20 protein-coding genes are annotated in these 22,688 nt (G+C 53.0%); 16 read left to right on the top strand and 4 right to left on the bottom strand.

Annotated elements, in window-relative coordinates:
- Nucleotides 1-177: 177 nt before the first annotated feature.
- The 6 genes from ACFVTB_RS24630 (at nt 178) to gndA (ending at nt 8,195) form a co-directional block, all read left to right on the top strand.
- Nucleotides 178-1,125 carry an ABC transporter ATP-binding protein gene (locus ACFVTB_RS24630; protein ID WP_387755383.1) on the top strand — a complete coding sequence of 316 codons (948 nt, stop codon included), beginning with the start codon at nt 178-180 and terminating at the stop codon, nt 1,123-1,125.
- 13 nt (nt 1,126-1,138) lie between these two features.
- A complete protein-coding gene (locus ACFVTB_RS24625) occupies nt 1,139-2,299 on the top strand; it encodes an ABC transporter permease (protein WP_387755380.1) in 1,161 nt (386 codons plus the stop codon).
- A complete protein-coding gene (locus tag ACFVTB_RS24620) occupies nt 2,292-3,443 on the top strand; it encodes an ABC transporter permease (RefSeq protein WP_387755377.1) in 1,152 nt (383 codons plus the stop codon). Before ACFVTB_RS24625 ends, ACFVTB_RS24620 begins: the two co-directional genes overlap by 8 nt.
- Nucleotides 3,444-4,002: 559 nt before the next feature.
- Nucleotides 4,003-5,724, top strand: coding sequence for a proline--tRNA ligase (locus ACFVTB_RS24615; RefSeq protein ID WP_387755374.1), 1,722 nt, complete (start codon nt 4,003-4,005; stop codon nt 5,722-5,724).
- Nucleotides 5,725-5,910: 186 nt separating this feature from the next.
- Entirely contained in the window at nt 5,911-6,507 is a 597-nt protein-coding gene (locus tag ACFVTB_RS24610; RefSeq protein WP_387755371.1) for a hypothetical protein, read from the top strand.
- Nucleotides 6,508-6,782: 275 nt separating this feature from the next.
- Complete coding sequence (gndA, locus tag ACFVTB_RS24605) at nt 6,783-8,195, top strand: NADP-dependent phosphogluconate dehydrogenase (protein WP_387755368.1); 1,413 nt, start codon at nt 6,783-6,785, stop codon at nt 8,193-8,195.
- 24 nt (nt 8,196-8,219) lie between these two features.
- Here gndA and ACFVTB_RS24600 read toward each other — a convergent pair whose 3' ends face one another.
- On the bottom strand, nt 8,220-8,555 hold the full coding sequence (locus tag ACFVTB_RS24600; protein ID WP_387755366.1) for a hypothetical protein: 336 nt from the start codon (nt 8,553-8,555) through the stop codon (nt 8,220-8,222).
- Between the two features lie 144 nt (nt 8,556-8,699).
- Here ACFVTB_RS24600 and ACFVTB_RS24595 point away from each other — a divergent pair, with 144 nt between their 5' ends.
- From ACFVTB_RS24595 to ACFVTB_RS24570, 6 genes are all read left to right on the top strand, one after another.
- A complete protein-coding gene (locus tag ACFVTB_RS24595; RefSeq protein ID WP_387755438.1) occupies nt 8,700-9,218 on the top strand; it encodes a shikimate kinase in 519 nt (172 codons plus the stop codon).
- Between the two features lie 56 nt (nt 9,219-9,274).
- Nucleotides 9,275-10,567, top strand: a complete 1,293-nt coding sequence (gene aroA / locus ACFVTB_RS24590) for a 3-phosphoshikimate 1-carboxyvinyltransferase (protein WP_387755364.1) — start codon at nt 9,275-9,277, stop codon at nt 10,565-10,567.
- Between the two features lie 41 nt (nt 10,568-10,608).
- Entirely contained in the window at nt 10,609-11,043 is a 435-nt protein-coding gene (locus ACFVTB_RS24585; protein WP_387755362.1) for a CoA-binding protein, read from the top strand.
- Nucleotides 11,044-11,142: 99 nt separating this feature from the next.
- On the top strand, nt 11,143-13,029 hold the full coding sequence (locus ACFVTB_RS24580; protein ID WP_387755359.1) for a glucose PTS transporter subunit IIA: 1,887 nt from the start codon (nt 11,143-11,145) through the stop codon (nt 13,027-13,029).
- A complete protein-coding gene (gene ptsP, locus ACFVTB_RS24575) occupies nt 13,026-14,771 on the top strand; it encodes a phosphoenolpyruvate--protein phosphotransferase (protein WP_387755356.1) in 1,746 nt (581 codons plus the stop codon). Before ACFVTB_RS24580 ends, ptsP begins: the two co-directional genes overlap by 4 nt.
- 333 nt (nt 14,772-15,104) lie before the next feature.
- The gene (locus ACFVTB_RS24570; RefSeq protein WP_387755353.1) at nt 15,105-16,286 is read left to right on the top strand and encodes an IS256 family transposase; all 1,182 of its coding nucleotides are present in this window, start codon (nt 15,105-15,107) and stop codon (nt 16,284-16,286) included.
- A gap of 847 nt (nt 16,287-17,133) precedes the next feature.
- On the opposite strand, the gene ACFVTB_RS24565 is transcribed toward ACFVTB_RS24570, so the two are convergent.
- The gene (locus ACFVTB_RS24565) at nt 17,134-17,661 is read right to left on the bottom strand and encodes a type 1 glutamine amidotransferase domain-containing protein (RefSeq protein WP_387755350.1); all 528 of its coding nucleotides are present in this window, start codon (nt 17,659-17,661) and stop codon (nt 17,134-17,136) included.
- A gap of 93 nt (nt 17,662-17,754) precedes the next feature.
- Between ACFVTB_RS24565 and ACFVTB_RS24560 the strand changes: the two genes are divergently transcribed.
- The 4 genes from ACFVTB_RS24560 (at nt 17,755) to ACFVTB_RS24545 (ending at nt 20,643) form a co-directional block, all read left to right on the top strand.
- Nucleotides 17,755-18,186 carry a VanZ family protein gene (locus ACFVTB_RS24560; RefSeq protein ID WP_387755347.1) on the top strand — a complete coding sequence of 144 codons (432 nt, stop codon included), beginning with the start codon at nt 17,755-17,757 and terminating at the stop codon, nt 18,184-18,186.
- A 127-nt stretch (nt 18,187-18,313) separates the two neighbouring features.
- Nucleotides 18,314-18,727, top strand: a complete 414-nt coding sequence (locus ACFVTB_RS24555; protein ID WP_387755345.1) for a hypothetical protein — start codon at nt 18,314-18,316, stop codon at nt 18,725-18,727.
- Nucleotides 18,728-18,934: 207 nt separating this feature from the next.
- A complete protein-coding gene (ccpA, locus tag ACFVTB_RS24550; protein WP_387755342.1) occupies nt 18,935-19,939 on the top strand; it encodes a catabolite control protein A in 1,005 nt (334 codons plus the stop codon).
- Between the two features lie 5 nt (nt 19,940-19,944).
- Nucleotides 19,945-20,643, top strand: a complete 699-nt coding sequence (locus ACFVTB_RS24545; RefSeq protein WP_387755340.1) for a 5'-methylthioadenosine/adenosylhomocysteine nucleosidase — start codon at nt 19,945-19,947, stop codon at nt 20,641-20,643.
- 104 nt (nt 20,644-20,747) lie between these two features.
- Here ACFVTB_RS24545 and ACFVTB_RS24540 read toward each other — a convergent pair whose 3' ends face one another.
- Together ACFVTB_RS24540 and ACFVTB_RS24535 are read right to left on the bottom strand one after the other, a co-directional pair.
- A complete protein-coding gene (locus ACFVTB_RS24540) occupies nt 20,748-21,935 on the bottom strand; it encodes an acetoin utilization protein AcuC (RefSeq protein ID WP_387755337.1) in 1,188 nt (395 codons plus the stop codon).
- 99 nt (nt 21,936-22,034) lie between these two features.
- Entirely contained in the window at nt 22,035-22,670 is a 636-nt protein-coding gene (locus ACFVTB_RS24535; protein WP_387755334.1) for a GNAT family N-acetyltransferase, read from the bottom strand.
- Between the last annotated feature and the right edge of the window lie 18 nt (nt 22,671-22,688).

Here is a 22,688-nt window from a genome sequence, read left to right as displayed (position 1 = left end):
TCTCCGAGTGCAATTTTGCTCCATTATAGCATTTACCACCGTGGCTGTCAGGCAAGTGCTGGCCTAACGGTGCAGAAGATGACTTTTGTCACCTTGGCGAATGACTTTCGATACCTGCGGCCTTGCGAAGCGGTTGGTACAATAAATGCATGGAATAAAGACAGGAGATGAACACCGATGAGTTTCGTGAAATTTCGCGAGGTTGTGAAAAAGTACGATACCGCTTTGACGGTCAATCATTTGACGATGGACATTGAAGAAGGAGAAATTTTCTGCTTGCTCGGACCTAACGGAGCGGGTAAAAGCACGACGATCCGGATGCTTTCCGGCCTGCTTGAGCCGAGCGGCGGCTATATTACGGTGGAAGGCTATTCCGTGCGGAAAAATCCGCTCGAAGTGAAGCGCAGAATCGGGCTGGTGCCGCAGGAGCTGGCGATCTATGAGACGTTAAGCGCGAGGGAGAACGTTGCCTTTTTCGCTAAGCTATACGGCTTGCGGGGCAATCTGTTAAAGGAACGCGTTGATGAAGCGCTGCGGTTCGTCGGCCTGCTGGAGCATGCCAAGCAGATGCCGGCTGCCTTTTCCGGCGGCATGAAGCGCCGGCTCAATATTGCTTGCGCCATTATGCATCGGCCGAAGCTAATTATTATGGACGAACCAACGGTCGGCATCGATCCGCAGTCACGCAATCATATTTTAGAGTCCGTCAAGGAATTGAATCGGCTCGGCTCGACCGTTCTGTATACCAGTCATTACATGGAGGAAATCGAAGCCGTATGTTCGCGCGTAGGCATCCTCGATAACGGGAAGCTGATCGCTTGCGGGACGAAGGAGCAGCTGAAGCGCCAATCCGAACGGGGCGAGGAGCTTATATTCGAGCTCGATCGGCAGCCGTCTGGTGCGCTCGTGGAAATAGAGGAGCATCCAAGCGTGCAGCGCGTTGCCGCTGAACCCGGCAACAGCGACGCTATCGCGGTAACGGTTAAGGAATCGACGACCGTTTTGCAGGATTTACTTTTTATTTTGCAAAAACACGGCGTAGCGCTTCGACGGCTGACGCGTCGGGAGCCGAATTTGGAGTCGCTGTTTCTGCAATTAACCGGACGCACGCTGCGCGACGAATAGGGGGGGAACGACTATGAGAACCTGGTGGATCACAGCCTGTGCCGAGCTGGTGAAGTACAGTCGCATGAGATGGGTGCTGGTCGTTCTGCTTGTTTTGCCTCTTGTCTTGATTGTGCTGCTCGGTGGCGCGTTCGATACGGATGCGAAGCCGGTAAAGGTTGCGCTGTATGTAGCGGATCAGGGCGAATTGGGCACGGCGGCCAGCGAATACTGGAACAGCCCGGACATAAAGCGCTATGTGACGATAGTTGAGACGGTCTCAGAGCGAGAGGTTATTGATTCGGTACAGGAAGGGGCCGTCGATTACGGCGTAGTCGTGCCAGCCGATTTCACCGCCCGCGCGCAAACGGGGCAGGAAACAAACTGGCTCGCTTATCCGGGAAGATATGCGAATAAAAACATAGCTGCAAAAACGATCGCGGAAGGGTATTTAAACGAGTTTAATGTACACTCTGCAGCCGCGGCCGTCCTCGGCCCGGAAGAGGCCGGTCTGCGAGCCGCCAGACCATCGGAAGATGGTCAGCCCCTTGCGATTGCCGGCAACTTAGGGACAGGTGACAGCGATCCTTTTCAATCGTTTTCTGCCGTTCAATATTTCGCGGTCGCTTATTTGAACATGTTCCTGTTGTACAGCAGCATGGCTGCTGCGCTTTCTTTAATTAATCAGAAGCGGGAAGGGACGCTGGCCCGCGTCTATTCACTGCCGACGTCGCTCAGAGCCGTTGTCCTCGGCATCGTAACAGGCGGATTGCTGCTCGGCATGCTGCAAGCGGCCGTCATCATTGGCTTTACCTCCGTTGTATACGGCGTTCACTGGGGCAGCCATTTTGGCTATATGGCGATTGTGTGCTTCCTGACAGCTGCGGCCGGTTCCGGAATGGCGATGATCCTCGCCTCATTTGCCCGAAACGCCAAGACTCTGCAAAGTTTGTTCGTGCTGGCTGCCTTTGTCATGACGTTTCTGAGCGGGGGGATGATTCCCGATATCGACAAGCTGGTTGGCGACGCTGGCAAATATACGATCAATTATTGGGCCAACGATTCGCTTCGCATGCTGATGAACGGAAATACGGATCAAATTGGAATGAATATCGGCATACTAGGCGCCATTGCAGCCGTCCTGCTCATTATTGCGGCCGTTTGTATGCCAAGGGTGGTGAAATACGATGCGTAGCATTTTACCGATTGCATGGCTTCTTGTTCGCCGGACTTTAGGCTCAAGACGCGGACTGCTGCTGAACGTCCTTTTGCCGGTTGCGGTGCTTTCGCTATTATCCTCGCTGTTCGTCGGTTCGGGCAGTGGTGTTCCGAACGTAGTGGTCGGCAATAAGGACACAGGCTACTTGGGGGCGTATATGGTCGATTCGTTGGCGCAGAATGAAGCCTATCGATTTGTTCCGGCAGCAGAGGAGAGCGAAGAGGGTATCAAGTCGGCGGTTGTGGACGGGAAATACGATGGCGCTCTGTTTATCCCTGCCAATTTCACAGAAAAGCTGCTCGCTGGCGAACGTCCTCAAGTAAGGATGTATCGCATGAACGTGCAAATCTGGAATGCAGCGCTGGAGACGGCTCTGCTTAACGAAACGAAAAAACTGGATCAAGCCGCTGCACTGCTTCGTCATGACGACGGAGCAACCGATCCGCAGCAGCTGAAGGAGCTGCTGAACAGATTGAACGGACACTCGGCTCAGCTGAAGGAGGAACCTATGCACCTGGGCACGATGCTCTCCAATCCGGAGATGATCGGCATTATGCTGATGTTTGTTCTGATGCTGGTCGGCCAGACGGTCGGCATTATGCTGGAGGATCGCGATCAACGGACGATGGCGCGCGTTTACGCAGCACCGGTCAAATCGCTTCATATTGCAGCGGGCAATTTCCTGGGGAGCGTCATCGTGGGCACGCTGCAGATCTCCATCATGTTTACGGTTATGCATCAGATGTCTGGCCTGCTGAAAGGTGTCCCGTTCTGGCCGCTCATGCTTGTTATGGAATGCTTCCTGCTTGCCGCTGTCGGTTTGGCGACGATGGTCGGCGGACTCGTCCGCAACAGCAGCCAGCTGAGCCAGATGAACACCTTGATCATCGTGCCGACGAGCATGCTGGGCGGCTGCTTCTGGCCGCTGTCGATTATGCCTGATTTTATGCAAAAGCTGGCCAACTTCACGCCGCAAAAATGGGCAATTCAAGCGGCCGACCGTCTCAGCGGCGGCGGCTCGATTATCGACATAGCTCCTCAGCTCGGTATTTTGCTGCTGTTTGCAGCCGTCTTGCTCGCTTTCGGAGCGGCAGTACTGCGGCCGAACCGTACGGCCTAAGCGTAGCGGACAGCATTGACAATTCCGCCTTCAAGCAGTAAATTACAATAAAATAACGGCTCAAACTTTTAATCAGTACTTGACGGAAAAGGTGAGTAAGCGGAGGGGCAGAGGGATTCTGGAGAAACGACAGTGGTCGCTTTTAAAGCCAGATTCCTACCGCAAACCTTTTTCTAATAAAGGAATCAGGCTTTAATGGCGATCGGAAGAACCCTCTGCCCCATAGCGCTACCTCTCGCTTGAAGTCAAGCACTGATTTCGGTTTTGAGCTTAAATAAACAAAAGCTATGACCAAGGTTATGACGTTCACCCGCGTCCGTCACAGAGAGAAAGCTCTAGGCTGGAAAGCTTTCATGTGCGGTTGAAGGTTTCCCTGCCTTGCGAGCTGCGAAACCGGAGAGCGCATGTCCGGTTTGTCGCCGGAACGGACAGTTCCGTTATGATAATGAAGAGCCTGGCCGTCCTGCGGCAGGCGATAATTAGGGTGGTACCGCGAGCGCATTCGTCCCTGACGAGTGCGCTCTTTTTGTTGTTCAACGATATAAAGGAGGAATGCAAGATGAGACAAAGCAAATTGCTGCTGCCGACGCTGCGCGAAGCGCCAGCCGAAGCGGAGGCTGCCAGTCATCGCCTCATGCTTCGCGCCGGGCTGATCAGACAATTGGCGGCAGGCATTTATACGTATTTGCCGCTTGGAAGGAAGGTATTGCGTAAGCTGGAGACGATTATACGAGAGGAGATGGACAGGGCTGGCGCTCAGGAGGTGCTTATGCCAGCGATGCAGCCTGCGGAGCTGTGGAAAGAATCGGGCCGATACGGCGTATATGGACCGGAGCTGATCCGTTTGCAGGATCGGCATGAAAGAGAATTCGCGCTCGGTCCGACCCATGAAGAGGTCATTACAAGCCTAATCCGTGACGAAATTTCCTCGTATCGGCAGCTGCCGGCCATTTTTTATCAAATCCAAACCAAATTCAGAGACGAGCGGCGGCCGAGATACGGACTGCTGCGAGGCAGAGAGTTTTTGATGAAGGACGCCTATTCCTTTGATGCCGACTTGGAAAGCCTTGATCGCAGCTACCGGGCGATGTACGATGCGTATCACCATATTTTTGAACGGGTGGGATTGACGTTCAGAGCGGTTGAGGCCGATGCCGGTTCGATTGGCGGAGAAGGAGGCACGCATGAGTTTATGGCGCTGGCCGATATCGGAGAGGATACGATTGCCGTATGCGATAGCTGCGGTTATGCGGCCAATCTGGAAAAGGCGGAGTATGCGCGATCGGCAGGTTCCAGCGGCGTGCATCCAGATGAAGCCGCCGGGGCGGGGCCAAGCCGTCTCCATACGCCGGATTTAAGAAAAATCGCCGAACTGTCTGATGCGCTCGGCATTCCGGCATCCGATTTCATCAAGACAATGATTTACAAAGCGGACGGCAAACCGGTAGCTGTACTGGTGCGCGGCGATCATGAGGTCAACGAAATCAAATTGCGTCATACGCTGGCGGCGGCCGAGGTTGAGCTGGCCGACGATGAGACCGTTGCGCGCGTAACAGGCGCGCAGGCTGGCTTCGCCGGACCTGTCGGGCTGGATGTGCCGATTGTAGTCGATGAAGCGGTGGCGCTCATGAAGGAAGGCGTTGTCGGGGCCAACGAGCGAGACTTCCATCTAACTGGCATACGGCCGGGAATCGACTTCCGCATCGACTACCAAGGCGATCTTCGCGAGGCGATGGAGGGCGACGGCTGTCCTCGCTGCCAAGAAGGCAAGCTCGGCTTCCGGCGTGGAATCGAGATCGGACATGTATTCAAGCTGGGCACGAAATACAGCGAGTCGCTCGGCGCCCAGTTCGCCGATATGTCCGGCGTGAATCAGCCGTTTATTATGGGCTGTTACGGCATAGGCGTATCACGGCTGCTGTCGGCGGCGCTTGAGCAGCATCACGATGGGGATGGCATCGTTTGGCCGCCTGCCATAGCGCCTTATGACGTTCACGTCGTACCGGTCTCAATCAAGGATGAGACGCAATCGGTTCTAGCCGAGGAGATCAGCAGAAGGCTGGAGGCGGAAGGCTTCGAGACGCTTCTGGACGACCGCGACGAACGCCCTGGCGTCAAGTTCAAGGATGCCGACTTGATCGGCATTCCGATTCGGATCGTTGTCGGCAAGCTGGCGGCTGAAGGCAAAGTCGAATGGAAACGCCGTGGTGCGACCGGTGTAGCCGCCGTTGCGACAGTTGAGGAGGCGCTTGCCGCCGTTCGCGGTCTTTACGGAAGGTAACCGAGATATATGTACGGGGATCAAGCTCTTGAGATTTTAGGGCTTGGTCCCTTTTTTTTCATTTGAGCCCGTTTGGGCTTAAAATTAGTCAATAATCCAAGTTGCCAGAACATAAGATGGAGTATAAGATAGGGATAAGAACAAATTGTCAGAACATTTCGTCAACTGCTTTAAGGAGGGATTGCCGTGAATAAGAGCTACGAAGTCGAATACTGCAATTTGGAGCTGCGATTTGAACGCCGGCAAATCCAAAACCTCATCCGCGATCTCATTCAGGAAGGGTACTCCTTGTACTGGAGCGAAACGGAGGGGCAGTTTCTTGTATCGATACGTACCGGCCGCAAGCTAGTCAAGCTTAGATTTCAGCGGATGAAGAACCGCTACAAAATCGTCGGGGATTACACCATTAAGGATGAAAAGCTGTCGGAGCTGCTTGAGAAGCTGATCAACGATACGCGGGGCCACGCGGTCGTCAAGCGGATCAAGGATCGTCAAATTGTCATCGAGAGCATTATGTTCGGCGAGATTATTCGACTTGTGGAGGTGTCCGGTATGGAACATCGGATTATTTATCAGAAGAAGCCATTTGTCACAATAGAGGAAATGATTAAAGCTTTTCAATCGAAGCGGGCAGAGGAGCGGGCGGCGGTGCTCCGTTATGAGCTCGATTACGAGCTGTCTGTCCTGTTCGAAGCGATGGAGCAGCAGAACGAGGAAGCCGCTTTGGCGTCCAAGGAGAAGCTGTCGGCGCTTCGTTCGGAAATGCTGCAGCTTGAATTGTAACGTCTTGCCGGCCAGTCTGCCTCACTTGCGAGTAAAAGGAGAACGGTCTATGCGACACGTATAGGCCGTCCTTTCGCGTGTCTGCCTTCATTTTATTGTATGCGCTTACATACTTGAGCGCAGACTTACGTACTTGCCGGCCAATCGGCAAACCTTCATAAAACGCAGATCAAACGATTATAAAATGTTCGGAAATAGTTTTCATCTCACCCTAAAAAGAGTAATATATAGCTATTGGTTTACCAAATTCAATGAAGAAGGATGGAAGAACCCTGATGTCTAAACAGCAAATTGGCGTTATTGGATTGGCGGTAATGGGCAAAAACCTGGCCCTTAATATTGAAAGCAGAGGATTCACGGTATCGGTATACAACCGTTCCCGTGAGAAAACGGATGATCTCGTTAAAGAAGCGGCAGACAAAAACCTCGTTCCATACTATTCGGTCGAAGATTTTGTTAACTCGCTCGAAGTGCCTCGCAAAATTTTGATCATGGTACAAGCTGGCGCAGGTACGGATGCTACAATCGACTCGCTGCTTCCTTACCTGGATCAAGGCGACATCATTATCGACGGCGGCAACGCTTACTTCCCAGATACGCAGCGCCGCAGCAAAGCGCTTGAGGAAAAAGGGTTCCGCTTCATCGGCACCGGCGTTTCCGGCGGCGAAGAAGGCGCGCTGAAAGGCCCTTCCATCATGCCGGGCGGACAAGAGTCGGCCTACAAGCTGGTCGAGCCTATTTTGACAGCTATTTCTGCAAAAGTGGGCGAAGACGCTTGCTGTACGTATATCGGTCCAGACGGCGCAGGCCACTATGTGAAAATGGTGCACAACGGCATCGAGTACGGCGATATGCAGCTGATCTGCGAAGCGTACGATCTGCTCAAAAACGTGCTTGACGTAAGTACGGAAGAACTGCACAGCATTTTCTCCGAATGGAACAAAGGCGAGCTCGACAGCTACCTGATCGAGATTACTGCCGACATTTTCTCGAAATACGACGAAGAAACAGGCAAGTCGATGGTAGACGTTATTCTCGACTCCGCCGGCCAAAAAGGCACAGGCAAATGGACAAGCCAAAGCTCGCTCGACCTGGGCGTTCCGCTTTCGATCATTACGGAATCCGTATTTACGCGCTTCCTTTCCGCAATGAAAGAAGAACGCGTTGCGGCAAGCAAAGTGCTGAACGGACCGGAAAAGGTTGCCTTCCAAGGCGACAAAGCGGCTTTCATCGAGTCGGTTCGCAAAGCGCTGTTCGCGAGCAAAATTTGCTCCTACGCGCAAGGCTTCGCGCAAATGCGCGCAGCTTCCGACGAGTACGGCTGGAACCTGCGTTACGGCGACATCGCGATGATCTTCCGCGGCGGCTGCATTATTCGCGCCGGCTTCCTGCAAAACATCAAGGATGCGTATGACCGCGACGCGAACCTGCGCAACCTGCTGCTTGACCCTTACTTCCAAAATATCGTCGAGTCTTACCAAGGCGCATGGCGCGAAGTGGTTGGCACGGCGGTGGCGAACGGCGTTCCGGTTCCGGCATTCGCAAGCGCGCTGGCGTACTTCGACAGCTACCGCTCCGAGCGTCTTCCAGCGAACCTGCTGCAAGCGCAGCGCGATTACTTCGGCGCCCATACGTTCAAACGCGTGGACAAAGAAGGCTCGTTCCACTACAACTGGCTGCAATCCTAATCGGCTGGGGGGAGCGAAGGGGGCTTACCGTTCGGTTTGTCCGGCGGTCCCGGCTTCTTCCTGCACGAACAAGCCGTACGACGCTTCCAGGAGGCAGCTCCGCAGCCTGTCCGCTTCATGAGCGGTGCAATGTCTGCGGTGGATGAGCGCCATGGCGGCTTCGGCGAAGTAGTAATAGTTTTTCAATAAGCGCGGCGGCGACAGATTCAGGAAAGCGGGATCTTCGTCAGCCGCCTTTTTTTTAATGTAGCCGAGCATCCAGATGACATCTTCGCGGCAGAGCGGATGATCCGGGTTTAAAATTTGGTTGACCCGCCGCTCTGTCGGATGCGGGCTGCCCCAATCGCGTTCGCTTGGCATGTGTTTCTCCCTCCTCTATATCGGCTCTAGCATTAATAACATGCTTACGGCATATGCAACTTTTTTATACCCTATTCCTTCTAAAAAATGATATGATGTGAGGGATAAAGTTTCGGAAAACAAAGGAGCTTCACATTGGAAGAGATGGAACGGCAAGCGCATCGCAAAATTGTATTGGTGGGATTTATGGGCACCGGCAAATCGACAGTGAGCAAGCTGATCGCCGAACGGCTCGGCTGGGAACGCTTCGACTCGGACGAGGAGATCGAGCGCCGCGAGCGCAAGCAGATCCCGCAGCTGTTCGAGACCGTCGGAGAAGCGGGCTTTCGGGAGATCGAAAGCAGCGTCATCGATACGCTGCTTAGCGGACCGAATGATGCGGTCATCGCTACCGGCGGCGGGGCGGTGCTGCTCGAGCGCAATCGCGAACGGATGCTGGCGAACAGCTATGTCGTCGCTTTGACGGCGTCGGCCGAGCGAATTATCACTCGCGTGAAGTCGGATACATCCCGTCCGCTGCTGCAAGGAGATGTGGCTGCCAACGTGCACCGCATTATGGAGCAGCGCAAACACGCCTACGACTTCGCCCACCTGAAGCTCGATACGAGCGGAATGTCGGCTTTCGAAGCGGCAGACGCGATCATGGAACGAATTAACTACTAAATAACCGGACCGGCAAGCGGCCTTTTACGGTGAATATGAAGGAGACATGCTGCACAATGGACGTTATCGTTACCCCTACGCCCGAGCTGAAGGGCAATATTCAGGCGCTTTCCTCCAAAAACTATACGACGCGCTACTTGCTCGTCGCTGCTTTGGCCGAAGGTACTAGCACGATCTATTATCCTGCGCACAGCGAAGACAGCGACGCCATGCGCCGTTGCATCCGCGACTTGGGAGCGGTTGTAGAAGAGGACGACGAGAAAATCGTCATCACTGGTTTCGGCCGCAATCCGAAGCCGGCCAATCAGCTCGACGTCGGCAATGCGGGCGCGGTATTGCGCTTTCTGATGGCTATCGCTTCCTTGTGCCCGGACGTTACGTTTATTAACCGGTACCCGGATTCGCTCGGCAAGCGTCCTCATCAGGATTTGATCGATTCGCTTGAGCAAATGGGCGTAAAGATCGAACATAACGAAGGCAAACTGCCGATCCGCATTCAAGGCGGTCAGGCTAAGGGCGGCAAGATTCAAGTATCCGGCAATGTCAGCTCGCAATTTTTGAGTGCGCTGCTGTTCCTGACGCCGCTACTGGCGGAGGACAGCGAGATTGAAGTGCTGCACGACTTGAAATCGAAGGTCGTTGTCGGCCAAACGCTCGAAGTGCTGGAGCAAGCGGGCATCGTCATCCATGCCAGCGAAGATCTAATGCATTACCGCGTACCGGGCAACCAGAGCTATGCTGCGAAAACCTATATCGTTCAGGGAGACTATCCGGGATCGGCGGCTATATTGGCTGCTGCGGCTGTTACCCAATCGGACGTTATCGTCAATCGGCTTGAAGAGAAAAGCAAGCAGGGCGAGCGTGCAGTTGTCGACGTGCTGCGCATGATGGAGACGCCGCTTACGCATGAGGGCGGTATTGTACATGTTAAAGGCAACGGCAAGCTGAAGGCAGTCGAGTTCGACGGCGACCAAGCAACAGACGCCGTGCTCGCGATGGTGGCTGCGGCGGTGTTCGCAGAAGGCACTTCCCGTTTCTATAATGTCGAGAACTTGCGTTACAAGGAATGCGACCGCATTACCGATTACCTGAACGAGCTGCGTAAAGCAGGCGCGAACGTTGAAGAGCGGCAGGCGGAAATTATTGTCCACGGCCGTCCGGAAGGCGTCGAAGGCGGCGTCGAGATTAATGCCCATTACGATCACCGCGTCATTATGGCGCTGACGGTTGTTGGCTTGCGCGCTAAGCAGCCAATCCGCATTCGCGACGCGCATCACGTTGCCAAGTCGTACCCGATTTATTTCGACCATCTCAAAGCGCTCGGCGCGAACGTAGAATGGGTAGAATAAACGAAGCCGGCTAGTGGAAGCGGCGAAGGAGGAGAAGCAAGATGACATTTGTAAACCCGTCCCGCGACGACATTAAAATCATTTTGGAGCAAAGCGACGTTATTGCCGTCGTCGGCTTGTCCGACAAGCCCGACCGGACATCGTACATGGTATCGGAAGCGATGCAGGCGAAAGGCTATAAAATCGTGCCGGTCAATCCGAATGCCGATGAAATATTGGGTGAAAAGAGCTATAAGACGCTGGCCGACATTCCGTTTAAGGTCGACATCGTCAACGTATTCCGCCGTCCGGAGCATACGCCTCCGGTTGCGGAGGAAGCGGTCGCCATCGGCGCCAAGACGCTGTGGCTGCAGCTTGGCATCGCGAACGACGAAGCGGCTGCGACTGCAGCAGCAGGCGGACTTCATGTCATTATGGACCGCTGTATTAAAGTGGAGGATTCCATTCTCCTGCCTGCGGGCAAATCGAATCGGTAAAACGAAAGGACGGGCGACAGCGCCCGTCTTTCCTTTTTGACAAAACGGCGGGGAACCCTTACCATCAATATAGATATTGGGTTGTCAGGGGGTGCAGCATTGAATTTTTTAGGAAGCCTGCAGCAGCTCGGAAGAGCGTTCATGCTGCCGATGATTGTGCTTCCGGGAGCGGCTATATTTTTGTTTCTCAGCCAGCTTCCTTGGGATTATATTGGATTGCCGGCGATGTCGGGTTATTTGGAAGCGGCCAGCCAAGCAATTTTTGACTACTTGCCTTACATATTTGCGCTCGGCATTTCGCTTGGTCTGACCGGCAACGCGCTTGCCGCAGGCATGGCCGCGATGGTCGGGCTGGTCATATATACGGCGATTACCGGCATGGCGGACGCACGCATTGAGCCGACCGTTTTTATCGGATCGCTGATTGGGATTGTATCCGGTTTCAGCTATGAGCGGTTTAAAAATTTGCGGCTCCCCGAATATATTCAGTTTTTTGGTGGTCCGCGGTTTGTGCCGCTGTTTGTCAGCTCGCTATCGGTGCTTTTATCTATCGCCATGATCGGCATCGCGCCGTTTATTGAGAAAATGCTTGTCGAACTGGGCGACGTCGTGGCGTCGGGAGGCGGCTTCGGCGTTTTTCTCTACGGATTTGTTCATCGCATTCTAGTCGTATTTGGCCTGCATCATTTGGTCAGCCATGTGTTCTGGTTCCAGATCGGCGGCTATGAGACAGCGGATGGCTCGATGGTGTACGGCGATTTGCCGCGCTTTTTCGCCGGAGACCCGACCGCAGGCTATTTCATGAGCGGGATGTATCCGACGATGATGTTCGCGCTTCCGGCGATCGCATTTGCAATCATCCATGAAGCCCGCGAGGATTTGAAGCCGAAGATCCGGAAAACGTTCCTGTACGCCGCGCTTGCTTCGTTTCTGACGGGCGTAACGGAGCCGGTGGAGTTTGCATTTCTGTTCGTCGCGCCTTATTTGTTCGTCTTCCATGCCTTTTTGTCTGGTATCGTAATGTGGATCACCTACGAGCTCGGCATTCGGCACGGCTTCTCGTTCTCGGGAGGCGCGATCGACTTTATCATTAACGAGCATTTGGCGACGAGAGGCTGGCTGCTTATTCCGATCGGAATCGTAGTCGGCATCGTTTACTACGTCTTATTCCGTTGGGCGATCAACCGTTTCCGTATTCCAACGCCGGGCAGGGAAGAAGGCTCGCAGCTCGACGAGTGGGCGGGCGATATTCCTTACCGTGCGCCTTTAATTTTGCAGGCGATTGGCGGCAAGGACAATATTGTGCAAATGGAGTCCTGTATAACACGGCTGCGGTTGAAGGTTAGCAATGAGAAGCTTCTTGATACGAATGCCTTGCGCAATTTGGGGGCGGCGGGGGTTATTCGGCTCGGCGGCGGCAACGTGCAGGTCGTATTTGGTACTTATTCGGAGCTCATTCGCGCCGAGATGATCAAGACAATTCAGCGTGACCAGGAGCAGGTGTTGTTCAGCTCGCCGATGCAGGGGCGGATGATTCCGCTCGAGGAAGTGCCAGATCCGATTTTTGCCGGAAAGATTGTTGGACAAGGGGTTGCTTTTATCCCGGATAAGGGCGAGCTTGTGTCGCCGGTAAAAGGCAAGATCGTTCATATCTATCCGACGATGCATGCGCTAGGCATTCGGACGCCGGAAGGGCTGGACGTGCTGCTGCATGTCGGCATCGATACGTCTCAGCTAGAGGGGAAAGGCTTCTTTCATGCGATGGTGAAGGAAGGCGATGACGTGCTTCCGGGCGCGATGCTGATTCGCTTCGATTTGCAGCGTATACGAAAAGAAGGCAAATCGCTGGCAACGCCGATGCTTATTACGAATCCGGATATGGTTCGTTCCTGGCGATTTGCGCCGTATAAAGCGGTGAAGAGGGGCCAGGCGTCGGTCATGTCCGTTGTGCTAAAAGAGAGAAATAGTGGAGGGGAAGGGCCATGATTCAAGGAATAGGAGCGTCTTCGGGCATTGCGATCGGCAAATCGTTCGTGCTGCCAAGCTGGGAATGGGAGTTTCCCGAGCAGCGGGTCGACGTCGCCGACTTCGCCCGTGAATTCGAGAGGGTTTACGAGGGAATTCGCACGTCGAAGCATGAGATCGAGCAAATGAAGGATGAGCTCCGCGAAGTGGTCGGCGCGAGTGAAACGCAAATTTTCGACGCTCATTTGGCTATATTGGATGATCCGGTGTTCATGAACGAAGTTCAAGGCATTATCCAACGTCAATATAAAGCGGCCGAAGTCGCCGTCAAAGAAGCGATCGATCATTTCGTCACTATGTTCGACCTGCTTGACGACGAGTATATGAAGGAACGCGCGCTTGATATCAAGGATGTCGGGAACCGGCTGCTCAAGCATTTGCTGGGCGCTCCAGAAATAACGCTGCCTTCTGATACTCTGCCTTTTATTCTGGTTGCCCGTGAGCTTTCGCCTTCGCAGCTGGCGCATATCAATCCGCATAACGTGCTTGGCATTGTGACGCTCGTCGGCAGCGCTACTTCTCATTCCGCAATCATGGCCCGCGCGCTGGGCATCCCGCTTGTCGTAGGCGTTGAGGCGAAGCTGGATGAACCGATCGTGACCGGTCAAACGATTGTAATCAACGGCACTGACGGCTCGCTATATCTCGAGCCGGATCAAACGCTGATCGACCGTTATACGGAGCTGCAGTCGCAGCAGCAGAGAGCACGCGAGCAGCTAAGCAGCATTGCTGGCCACCAATCGGTAACGCCGGATGGAAAGCGGCTCGAGCTTGCGGCCAATATCAGTTCCTATAAGGAACTGGAAATTGCGATGTCGAGCGGGGCGCATGGCGTCGGATTGTTCCGTACAGAGTTTTTATACATGGACCGCAATCGTTTCCCGAAGGAAGAGGAGCAATTCGAAGTGTACCGCAGTGTAGCCGAGAGGCTGGATGGCGAGCCGCTTATTATCCGTACGCTCGATATTGGCGGCGACAAGCAGCTTGATTATTTTAGCATGCAGGAAGAGGATAACCCGTTTCTTGGCTACCGCGCTATTCGCATCTCCTTGGATCGGAAAGACTTGTTTAAGGTGCAGCTGCGCGCTGTGTTGAGGGCGAGTCATTACGGGCAAGTCAGTCTGATGTATCCGCTTATCTCCTCGGTGGAGGAGGTGCGGGCGGCCAACGCTCTGCTTGAGGAGGCAAAGCGCGAGCTTAGGCAGGAGGGCCTCCCGTTTGACGAGGGAATGAAGGTTGGCATAATGATCGAAGTGCCGGCTGCGGTTCTTATCGCCGATTTGCTTGCCAAAGAAGTCGATTTCTTCAGTATCGGCACGAACGATCTCGTTCAGTTTACGCTTGCGGTCGATCGGATGAACGAAGAAATATCGCATTTATACGAACCGTTCCATCCAGCTATTTTAAGGATGCTGAAGCTGACGGCGGAGGCCGCAAAGCGAAACGGCATTAAAGTCGGCGTATGCGGGGAGCTGGCTGGCGATCTGCGCGCGCTGCCGATTTGGCTGAGCCTGGATGTCGATGAATTGAGCATGTCGTCGCATTCCATTTTGCAAGTCAAAGAGCGGCTGCTGGTGACGAGGCAGGATGAAAGCCGCGAACTGCTGCCGGAGCTAATCGGCTGCATGACAAGCAAAGAAATTCATGAGCGGCTGGAAAGCTTCTCGGCTCGGATTGCGAAGGGTGAAGCTTCGACTTCCTAGACGGCGGATGGTTACTGCTTAGCTTATGCGTTTGCAGTTGATGGTTGCGGTGATTGGAATACGTAGGAGAAGGCAGCAGTATTGCCTGAAATGCCCGGCTCGTGCACGCAAACGGCTGGTTGGAGTGATTGGAGCTCGAAATAACTGCCAAACGGCAGTTATTTGACCTCTGTCGAGCAAAATGGAGGAAATAACTGCAAAAAGGCAGTTATTGCTTAAGGCGGCGGAGGCAGCGTAAAATAGTTTGTGTACCAAAATTTGTGGCCTAGCCGGGCACAAAAAAAGTAGGGTATCCTCGGGGGTGTCTAAGCCACCAGAGAAAGGACCCTACTCATGACTAATATACCCGAAAACATGCTCACTAATCTATTTGAAAATCTTGTTACCGAGTTCGTACAGGACAATCTCGAACGAATCATGCGTGCTGAGATCGCAGCCTTCATGGAATCGGACGAGGGAGACCGGCACAATAGCCGCAACGGCTACTACAAGCGAACCTTGCACACGAAATACGGCAATATCGAGGATTTGTCAGTCCCACGGGACCGCAACGGTCAGTTCCAAACGCAAGTTTTCGAACCGTATCAACGCCGTGACGGCTGGTTAGAGGAGGCTGTCATTCAAATGTACAAGAGCGGCATGGGAACCCGTGACGTGGCTCGCTTCATCGAAAGCATGTTTGGCAGTCATTACTCCCCGACCACGGTCAGCAACATCACGGCTACGGTGCTTGAAGACATTACGAACTGGCAGGAACGTCCGCTCTCGAAGCGCTATTCCGTCATCTATTTAGATGGGTTGTACGTCAAACTCAAGCGCAGCAAGGTGAGCGGTGAGGTCATCTACTTCGCCATGGGCATCGACGAAGAAGGACGCCGGCAGATCCTCGGATTCTACGTGGGAGGCCAAGAGAGCTCGAATGGCTGGCGTGAAGTCCTGAAGGATCTATACAGCCGCGGGGTTCAGGAAGTGTTGCTCGGCGTATTCGACGGACTCCCTGGACTGGATGAAGCTTTTCGGGAGACTTATCCGAAGGCGGATGTTCAACACTGCATCGTGCACAAGGTCCGCTCCACCTTCCCTAAGATTCGGCTCGAGCACAAAACCGACGTCATCAATGACCTGAAGACGATCTACAACGCGGCCGACCATGACATGGCGCTTGCCGCCTTTGACACGGTAAAAGCCAAGTGGGGTAAGCTTTACCCGAAAGAAATGAAGTCATGGGAAAACCAACTGTCGACCTTGCTGACGTTCTACAATTACCCGGAGGCCATTAAAAAGGCAATTCACACTTCGAATGCGATCGAGCGCATGAACAAAGAATTTCGCAAGCGTCTCAAGCCCATGAACAGCTTAACGAGCATAGATGCTGCTGAGAAAATTGTGTACTTGCAATGCATCGAATATAACGAAACGTATGCGGAACGCATCATACCGGGATTTGCTGTGCCTGAAGTTAAACAGAAGCTTGCCGAGATGTTCGAGCAACGTTATCCTCAGTCCGTTCAGTAACTCATATCCGTTGTCTCCATGGATATTCCTACCGTCTTACACAAACTTCTTGACGCTACCAAGGCGGAAGCGTGAATGGCTGATTGGAGCTCGAAATAACTGCCAAACTGCAGTTATTTGGCCTCTGTCGAGCAAAAATGGAGGAAATACCTGCAAAAAGGCAGTTATTGCTTAAGGCGGAAGCGTGAATGGCCGGTTGGAGCTCGAAATAAGTGCCAAACGGCAGTTATTTGACCTCTGTCGAGCAAAAACGGAGGAAATAACTGCAAAAAGGCAGTTATTGCTTAAGGCGGAAGCGTGAATGGCCGGTTGGAGCTCGAAATAACTGCCAAACTGCAGTTATTTGTCTCTTGTCGAGCAAAAACGGAGGAAATAACTGCAAAAAGGCAGTTATTGCTTAAGGCGGAAGCGTGAACGGCTGGTCGGAGTTCGAAATAACTGCCAAACTGCCAAACTGTTAAGCTGAAGCTATTGATTCGAGGGTAGGGTAAGCACCGGGGGATAGGGCGATATTTATTGTGTGGCGGCAGAGTGGTCCACAAAAGAAGTCCAATTCGCAGAAATAAATCTCCATTGCGAGTGAACCCATATTATCGGAATCTACTCTATAAAAAAATTCAGGCTGTCGAGACAAGCTCGTCAGCCTGAATAATCATAGAGCAAGAATTGAACAAGCTCAGAAGAAGCTCAGAACAAACTCAGAACAAACTCAGAACAAACTCAGAACAAGCCCAGAACAAGCTCAAAACAAGCATTTAACAAAGCTAGAGCAAGCATAGAACAAGCATTAAACAAGCATTAAACAAACAACGTAAAAGCTTTGAAGCCTCAAGCAAGCGTTGCAAGCTTACGCTTGTTGCTCCAAGGCATCGACGAAGGCTTTAGCGTACGGCGGGAGATCCGGCGGACGTCTCGCCGAAATGAGGTTGCCGTCGACGACGACCGCTTCGTCGAACCATTCCGCGCCTGCGTTTTCCATGTCGTCGCGGATGCCTGGTGTGGAGGTTACTTTGCGGCCTTGCAGTATTTTCGCCGAAATGAGCACCCAGCCGGCATGGCAGATTTGTCCGATCGGCTTGCCTGCTGCATCCAGCTCGCGCACGAGCTCCAGTACCTTCGGATATCGGCGAAGCTTATCAGGCGCCCAGCCGCCCGGTACGAGCAGTCCGGCAATTTCGCCCCCGTCAACCTCGTCAAAGCTTAAGTCGGCGACGGCCGGCACGCCGTATTTGCCGATATGCTGCTTTCCCTTCTGAGGACCAGCGAATAGCACAGTTGCGCCTGCTTCCCGAACACGGTAGACGGGATACCACAGCTCTAAATCTTCGAATTCGTCATCCAGCAAGCAAATAATCGTTTTTCCATTCAAACTCATAGAGAATGCCTCCTTGTATTATAGCGGCGCGGGATAATCCCCCAAGTTTTCCGCTACAGTTCCTTATCCTAATATTGTAACGAAGGAGAAAAGATGAAGCAATCGAATCCGAGCAAGAGCAAGCTGCGCAGAGCGGCCCGTTTTATTCCGGCTGTTGCCATTATGGTCGTTATCTTTACTCTCTCGTCCAATACGGGCGACGACGTCGACGAAATCCTACCTTTCTTTCAACGCTTTTTTCCTGCAATGAGCAGCTTCGACTGGGGCCACTACGTGTCGTATTTTGTACTTGCCGCAGCCATCGACTTTGGCATCGGAGCGAAGGCTGACCGATTGCCGTATAAAGCGCTAATTGTGCTGTTGTGCGGTCTGTACGGCGTAACCGACGAATATCATCAATCGTTTATCCCAGGCCGGATGCCGGACATCATGGATATCCGCAACGATATGATCGGCGCATTGGTTTGGACGTTGATCATTGCCATTCCGCCTCTGAAACGGCGCTGGAGAAAGATTGCCGTATAGTAAAAATTGCATAGGACGAATTAGCAGGATTTTTTGCGAAATAGGTCGAATAACTTACGCATCTCATTATGTTTGTGGGAACGTGATGATTCGGCGGACAACCGCCGGCGTGAAGGAGTTGGCCAACGTGCAGAAACGGTGTCATTGCGGTCACATCATGAAGATGAAACTGCGAACCGTCATTTACTCGGGCAAAGTCGAAATTGATAATGTTCCGATCTACTCTTGTCCGGCTTGCAACCGGAGTGAGGTGCTTAAAGAGGTGAAGCCCGATCTAACGGGACTTATCGCACAACTGGGCGCAGAGCCCGGAAAACAAACTTTTTTGTTTAACGAATGCAACGAATGGGCAGATTTGCTAGTAGAAGCATCCGCCAATAAAAAGCAGCCCGACGAAGCTTCGGTTGAAAGGCTTATAGAAGAACGCGTCAATTCGCTGCTCGACCTGCTGCTGTTAGCCCAGCGGTTAGGCGATCGAGATTGGATCGCGGACATAACGAAACGTCTGGCGCAAATTAGCCGGAAGCCGATGCTTACATAAGCAATTCGAATTGGCGTGCTCCCCATTGTTACTTTACTTGCCGTAGAACCAGCAGAACGGGTGCGAACATTGCGAAAAGCCGTATTTTGTCGTATGATTACCTTAATATGCCGTGAACGTACAGCAAAAAAAGATGGAAGATACGGTACATACTGGCTGCATCTTCCAATCGTAAAGTAAAAATTTGAGATAATGGAGAGAAGCACCGTGACGGTAACCATTTATGATGTAGCAAGAGAAGCAGGAGTATCGATGGCTACGGTTTCCCGGGTCGTTAACAACAATCCGAACGTGAAACCGGCAACGCGCAAAAAGGTGTATGAAGCTATTGAACGGCTGGGATATCGTCCGAATGCGGTTGCGAGAGGCTTGGCCAGCAAGAAGACGACGACGGTAGGCGTTGTTATTCCGGACATATCGAATTCGATTTACGCGGAAGTTGCGCGGGGCATCGAAGATATTGCGAATATGTATCATTATAATATTATTTTGTGCAACGCAGATAAACGCAAAGACAAAGAAATTCGCGTTATCAATACGTTGTTGGAGAAGCAGGTTGATGGCTTGCTATTCATGGGCGGCGCCGTAACGGACGAGCACTTGCAAGCTTTCAAGACGGCGAATGTGCCGATCGTCCTTTGCGCGACAACTGATGAGAACGGCGAAATTCCGTCGGTTGACATCGATCACGAGCATGCAGCCTACGACGCTGTACGCAAGCTGCTCGACCAGGGCCATACGCGCATCGCTATGATCAGCGGCACGCTGCAGGACCCGGCAAACGGTTACTCCCGTTTCCAAGGGTACAAGCGCGCCTTGTCCGAAGCAGGCATCGCCTACGACGAGTCGCTTGTTCGTATCGGCAACTATCGCTACGAATCGGGCGCGGACGCAATGAAATACTTCATCGAGCTGGACGAGCGTCCGACTGCGGTTTTCTCCGCGACGGACGAAATGGCGATTGGCGCGATTCATGCGATTCAGGATTCGGGCTTGAAAGTGCCGGAAGACTTCTCGGTGATCAGCGTGGACAATAGCCGTATGGCTTCGATGGTTCGACCGCAGCTGACAACCGTCGCTCAGCCGATGTATGATATCGGTGCGGTATCGATGCGTCTTCTGACGAAGCTGATGAAGAAGGAAAGCGTCGATCATTCGAAAGTAACGCTGCCGCATGAAATTATTGTGCGCAATTCGGTTGGAGGTTTGTAAGCTTTATGAGTTTCGGCAAGATTGGCATTATCGGGGCGATGGCCGAGGAGATCGAGCTTCTTCATCGTCATGTGCAAGTATCAGGGCAGTCCGTTAAAGCGGGCATTACGTATTACGAGGGCCAGCTTCACGGGAAAGACATCATTTATTGCAAATCGGGCGTAGGGAAAGTTAATGCGGCGGTTTGCACGCAGCTGCTGCTTGATCAAGGCGTTGATTGCGTCTTGTTTACCGGCGTCGCTGGCGCTGTTGATCCGCAGCTAAATATCGGCGATATCGTCGTTTCGTCCAGCTGCGTACAGCATGACATGGATTGCTCGCCGCTCGGCTTCGAGAAGGGCGTCATTCCGTTCCACCCCAGGTCTGAGTTTTTTGCGGACGATCGGCTGGTGAAGCTAGCTTCGGAAGCGAGCAGCCGCTTGTTTGAAGACCGCAGCGTCATCGGCGTAGTGCTGTCGGGCGATCAATTTATCGCCAGCCGGGAGACGGTGCAATCGCTGTATGAGACGATGAACGGCGCATGCGCGGAAATGGAAGGCGCTTCGGTTGCCCAAGTATGCGACATGAATGGCATTCCATTTGTTATCATTCGTTCCATGTCGGATAAAGCTGACGGTTCGGCGCATGTCAATTTCCCGGAGTTTACGGTTACAGCCGCTAATAATTCCTATTTGATTATTGACGATATGCTGGCGCATCTGTAGCAGTTGCTTGCGTCATGCTTGAGTAGTATATGAATAGAAATAACGAAAAGAGCCGTCCGGCAAGGACGGCTCTTTTCGTTATAGAAGGAGGAAATGAATATCGGTTATTCCAAGTCTTGAACGGCGATTTGACGCGTTTTTTCGTTCTTGCTTTCGATTTCCGCACGCCGAGGAATAGAAGGGATGTCGGTTGGGTCGTCGAGCCAAAACTGCGGGAGCATATCGGGACTGGCTGCTTGCCATTTATCGAGCCAACTCTGCGGCAAGCGCTCCGAGGAGCCGGCATTCGCAGCCAATGATTCCGCTAACGGATGATCGATCATCGTCAGCCATACGAGCGACCAGGCTCTGGGCACGACGCGCCAGATGTCATAGCCGCCTCCGCCAACAGCTACCCAGCGCCCGCCCGCATAGTCGTGAGCCAGTTTATGAATGATCCGAGGCATTTCGCTATAGGTGCGCATGCTGCAGTGGATATGCGAAAGCGGATCGAAGGCATGCGCGTCGCAGCCGTGCTGGCTTATAATGATGTCGGGCTTAAAGGCTGCTGCTACTTTTTCAATAGAACCGGCAAAGCTGCTCAGCCAGGAATCGTCTTCCGTATAAGGCTCCATCGGCACGTTAAAGCAGGCTCCAAAGCCGCTGTCGGCGCCTTTCTCTTGGACGAATCCGGTGCCTGGAAACAGAAATTTGCCTGTCTCATGTATGGAGTATGTACAAACGTCGGCATCTCCGTAGAAAACCCACTGTACGCCGTCGCCATGATGCACGTCCGTATCGATGTACAAGACGCGAGCGCCATAGGTTTGTCTGATATGGCGAATCGCTACAGCTGCGTCGTTGTAGACGCAAAACCCGGCGCCTCGCTCTGGGAATGCATGGTGCAAGCCTCCGGCCATATGATAGGCGTGGAGCGCTCGGCCGCTCATGACGGCTTCCGCCGCTTCCACGGAACCGGCGACGATAGCGGAGGCGGCTATGTGCATGCCTGAGAAAAAGGGAGTATCCTCGGTATCGAGCCCATATTTGCCGGCCGTTCGGACCGCGTCTTGCGCGGGTTGCTCCTCGCTAAGACGGAGGACCGCTTCCAAATAATCGGCGCGGTGAACGAGCGACAGCAGTTCATTGCTTGCCGTTTGGGCAGGAGCGATCCACTGCTCAGTCGTAAGCGCTCCCATTTCGCGAAGCAGATCGACGGTCAGCGTCAGGCGAAGAGGGTCGAACGGATGCTCTTCCCCAAATTTATACCTGGCCGAATCCGGATGATGAATGAATACAGCATTTGACGACATGTTACTTCATATCCCTCCTCAGCAGCGTAACAAGCTATTGAAGCGCTTCGAATTAATCCAATTGAAGTTCAAAATATCTTTCGGTTCAACCCGATCAGATTAGTACATGAACCGTCGTCGGAATCGGACGCGATCAAATTGCTCGACGGACTGCAGCGGCACTTCTTTGCCGATCTTAACCATTAAGCAGTTAGCCGGATGTGAACAAATTTCCGGATCATCCGTTGCGAACCACTCCATCTCTACCGATTTCATCAGCTTCTCCATCATTCTGCGGTAGTCCCAAACATTAAGTTTTGTTCCTTCTAGATCCCAGTGCCAATAATATTCCGTCGTGAATACGATCATATTCTCCAGCTGTTCGTCTGCAAAAGCGAGCTGAATCATCTTTTTCCCAAGACCGTAGCCCCGATAGTCGTCGGCCACCTCGATCGCTCCCAATTCGATGAGATCGGCCATATTACCTTCCGACCATCGTTCCATTTCATCGGGATAATGGAAGGTGACATAACCGATAATGAGATTGCCCTCGCGAGCCGAAATAAGCCGTCCTTCCGGTAACCCGGCGATTTCGACCAACGCTTCGTGCTGGTCTCTCGGCCTGCGAAACGCATCCAAATCGGAATGCATCTCATACGACCTCAGTATGTTTGGATCGATCGGACCTTCAATAATCAGCTCGCGGTCGTCTTGAATGGCGATACGCTGCTGTTGAAACTTTTTCCGGTGCTCCAAGGCATGCTCCCCTTTCTG

It is taken from the genome of Paenibacillus sp. NPDC058071 (assembly GCF_042885235.1).
Lineage (GTDB): Bacteria > Bacillota > Bacilli > Paenibacillales > Paenibacillaceae > Pristimantibacillus.
This window is presented reverse-complemented; position numbering and strand designations above follow the sequence as displayed.

Coding starts and splice junctions, on each gene's coding strand:
- gndA (WP_387755368.1), top strand. CDS start 6,783: ATGTCTAAACAGCAAATTGGCGTTATTGGATTGGCGGTAATGGGCAAA.
- ACFVTB_RS24585 (WP_387755362.1), top strand. CDS start 10,609: ATGACATTTGTAAACCCGTCCCGCGACGACATTAAAATCATTTTGGAG.
- ACFVTB_RS24620 (WP_387755377.1), top strand. CDS start 2,292: ATGCGTAGCATTTTACCGATTGCATGGCTTCTTGTTCGCCGGACTTTA.
- ACFVTB_RS24540 (WP_387755337.1), bottom strand. CDS start 21,935: ATGTCGTCAAATGCTGTATTCATTCATCATCCGGATTCGGCCAGGTAT.
- ACFVTB_RS24625 (WP_387755380.1), top strand. CDS start 1,139: ATGAGAACCTGGTGGATCACAGCCTGTGCCGAGCTGGTGAAGTACAGT.
- ptsP (WP_387755356.1), top strand. CDS start 13,026: ATGATTCAAGGAATAGGAGCGTCTTCGGGCATTGCGATCGGCAAATCG.
- ACFVTB_RS24570 (WP_387755353.1), top strand. CDS start 15,105: ATGACTAATATACCCGAAAACATGCTCACTAATCTATTTGAAAATCTT.
- aroA (WP_387755364.1), top strand. CDS start 9,275: ATGGACGTTATCGTTACCCCTACGCCCGAGCTGAAGGGCAATATTCAG.
- ACFVTB_RS24630 (WP_387755383.1), top strand. CDS start 178: ATGAGTTTCGTGAAATTTCGCGAGGTTGTGAAAAAGTACGATACCGCT.
- ACFVTB_RS24595 (WP_387755438.1), top strand. CDS start 8,700: ATGGAACGGCAAGCGCATCGCAAAATTGTATTGGTGGGATTTATGGGC.
- ACFVTB_RS24565 (WP_387755350.1), bottom strand. CDS start 17,661: ATGAGTTTGAATGGAAAAACGATTATTTGCTTGCTGGATGACGAATTC.
- ACFVTB_RS24615 (WP_387755374.1), top strand. CDS start 4,003: ATGAGACAAAGCAAATTGCTGCTGCCGACGCTGCGCGAAGCGCCAGCC.
- ACFVTB_RS24560 (WP_387755347.1), top strand. CDS start 17,755: ATGAAGCAATCGAATCCGAGCAAGAGCAAGCTGCGCAGAGCGGCCCGT.
- ACFVTB_RS24600 (WP_387755366.1), bottom strand. CDS start 8,555: ATGCCAAGCGAACGCGATTGGGGCAGCCCGCATCCGACAGAGCGGCGG.
- ACFVTB_RS24545 (WP_387755340.1), top strand. CDS start 19,945: ATGAGTTTCGGCAAGATTGGCATTATCGGGGCGATGGCCGAGGAGATC.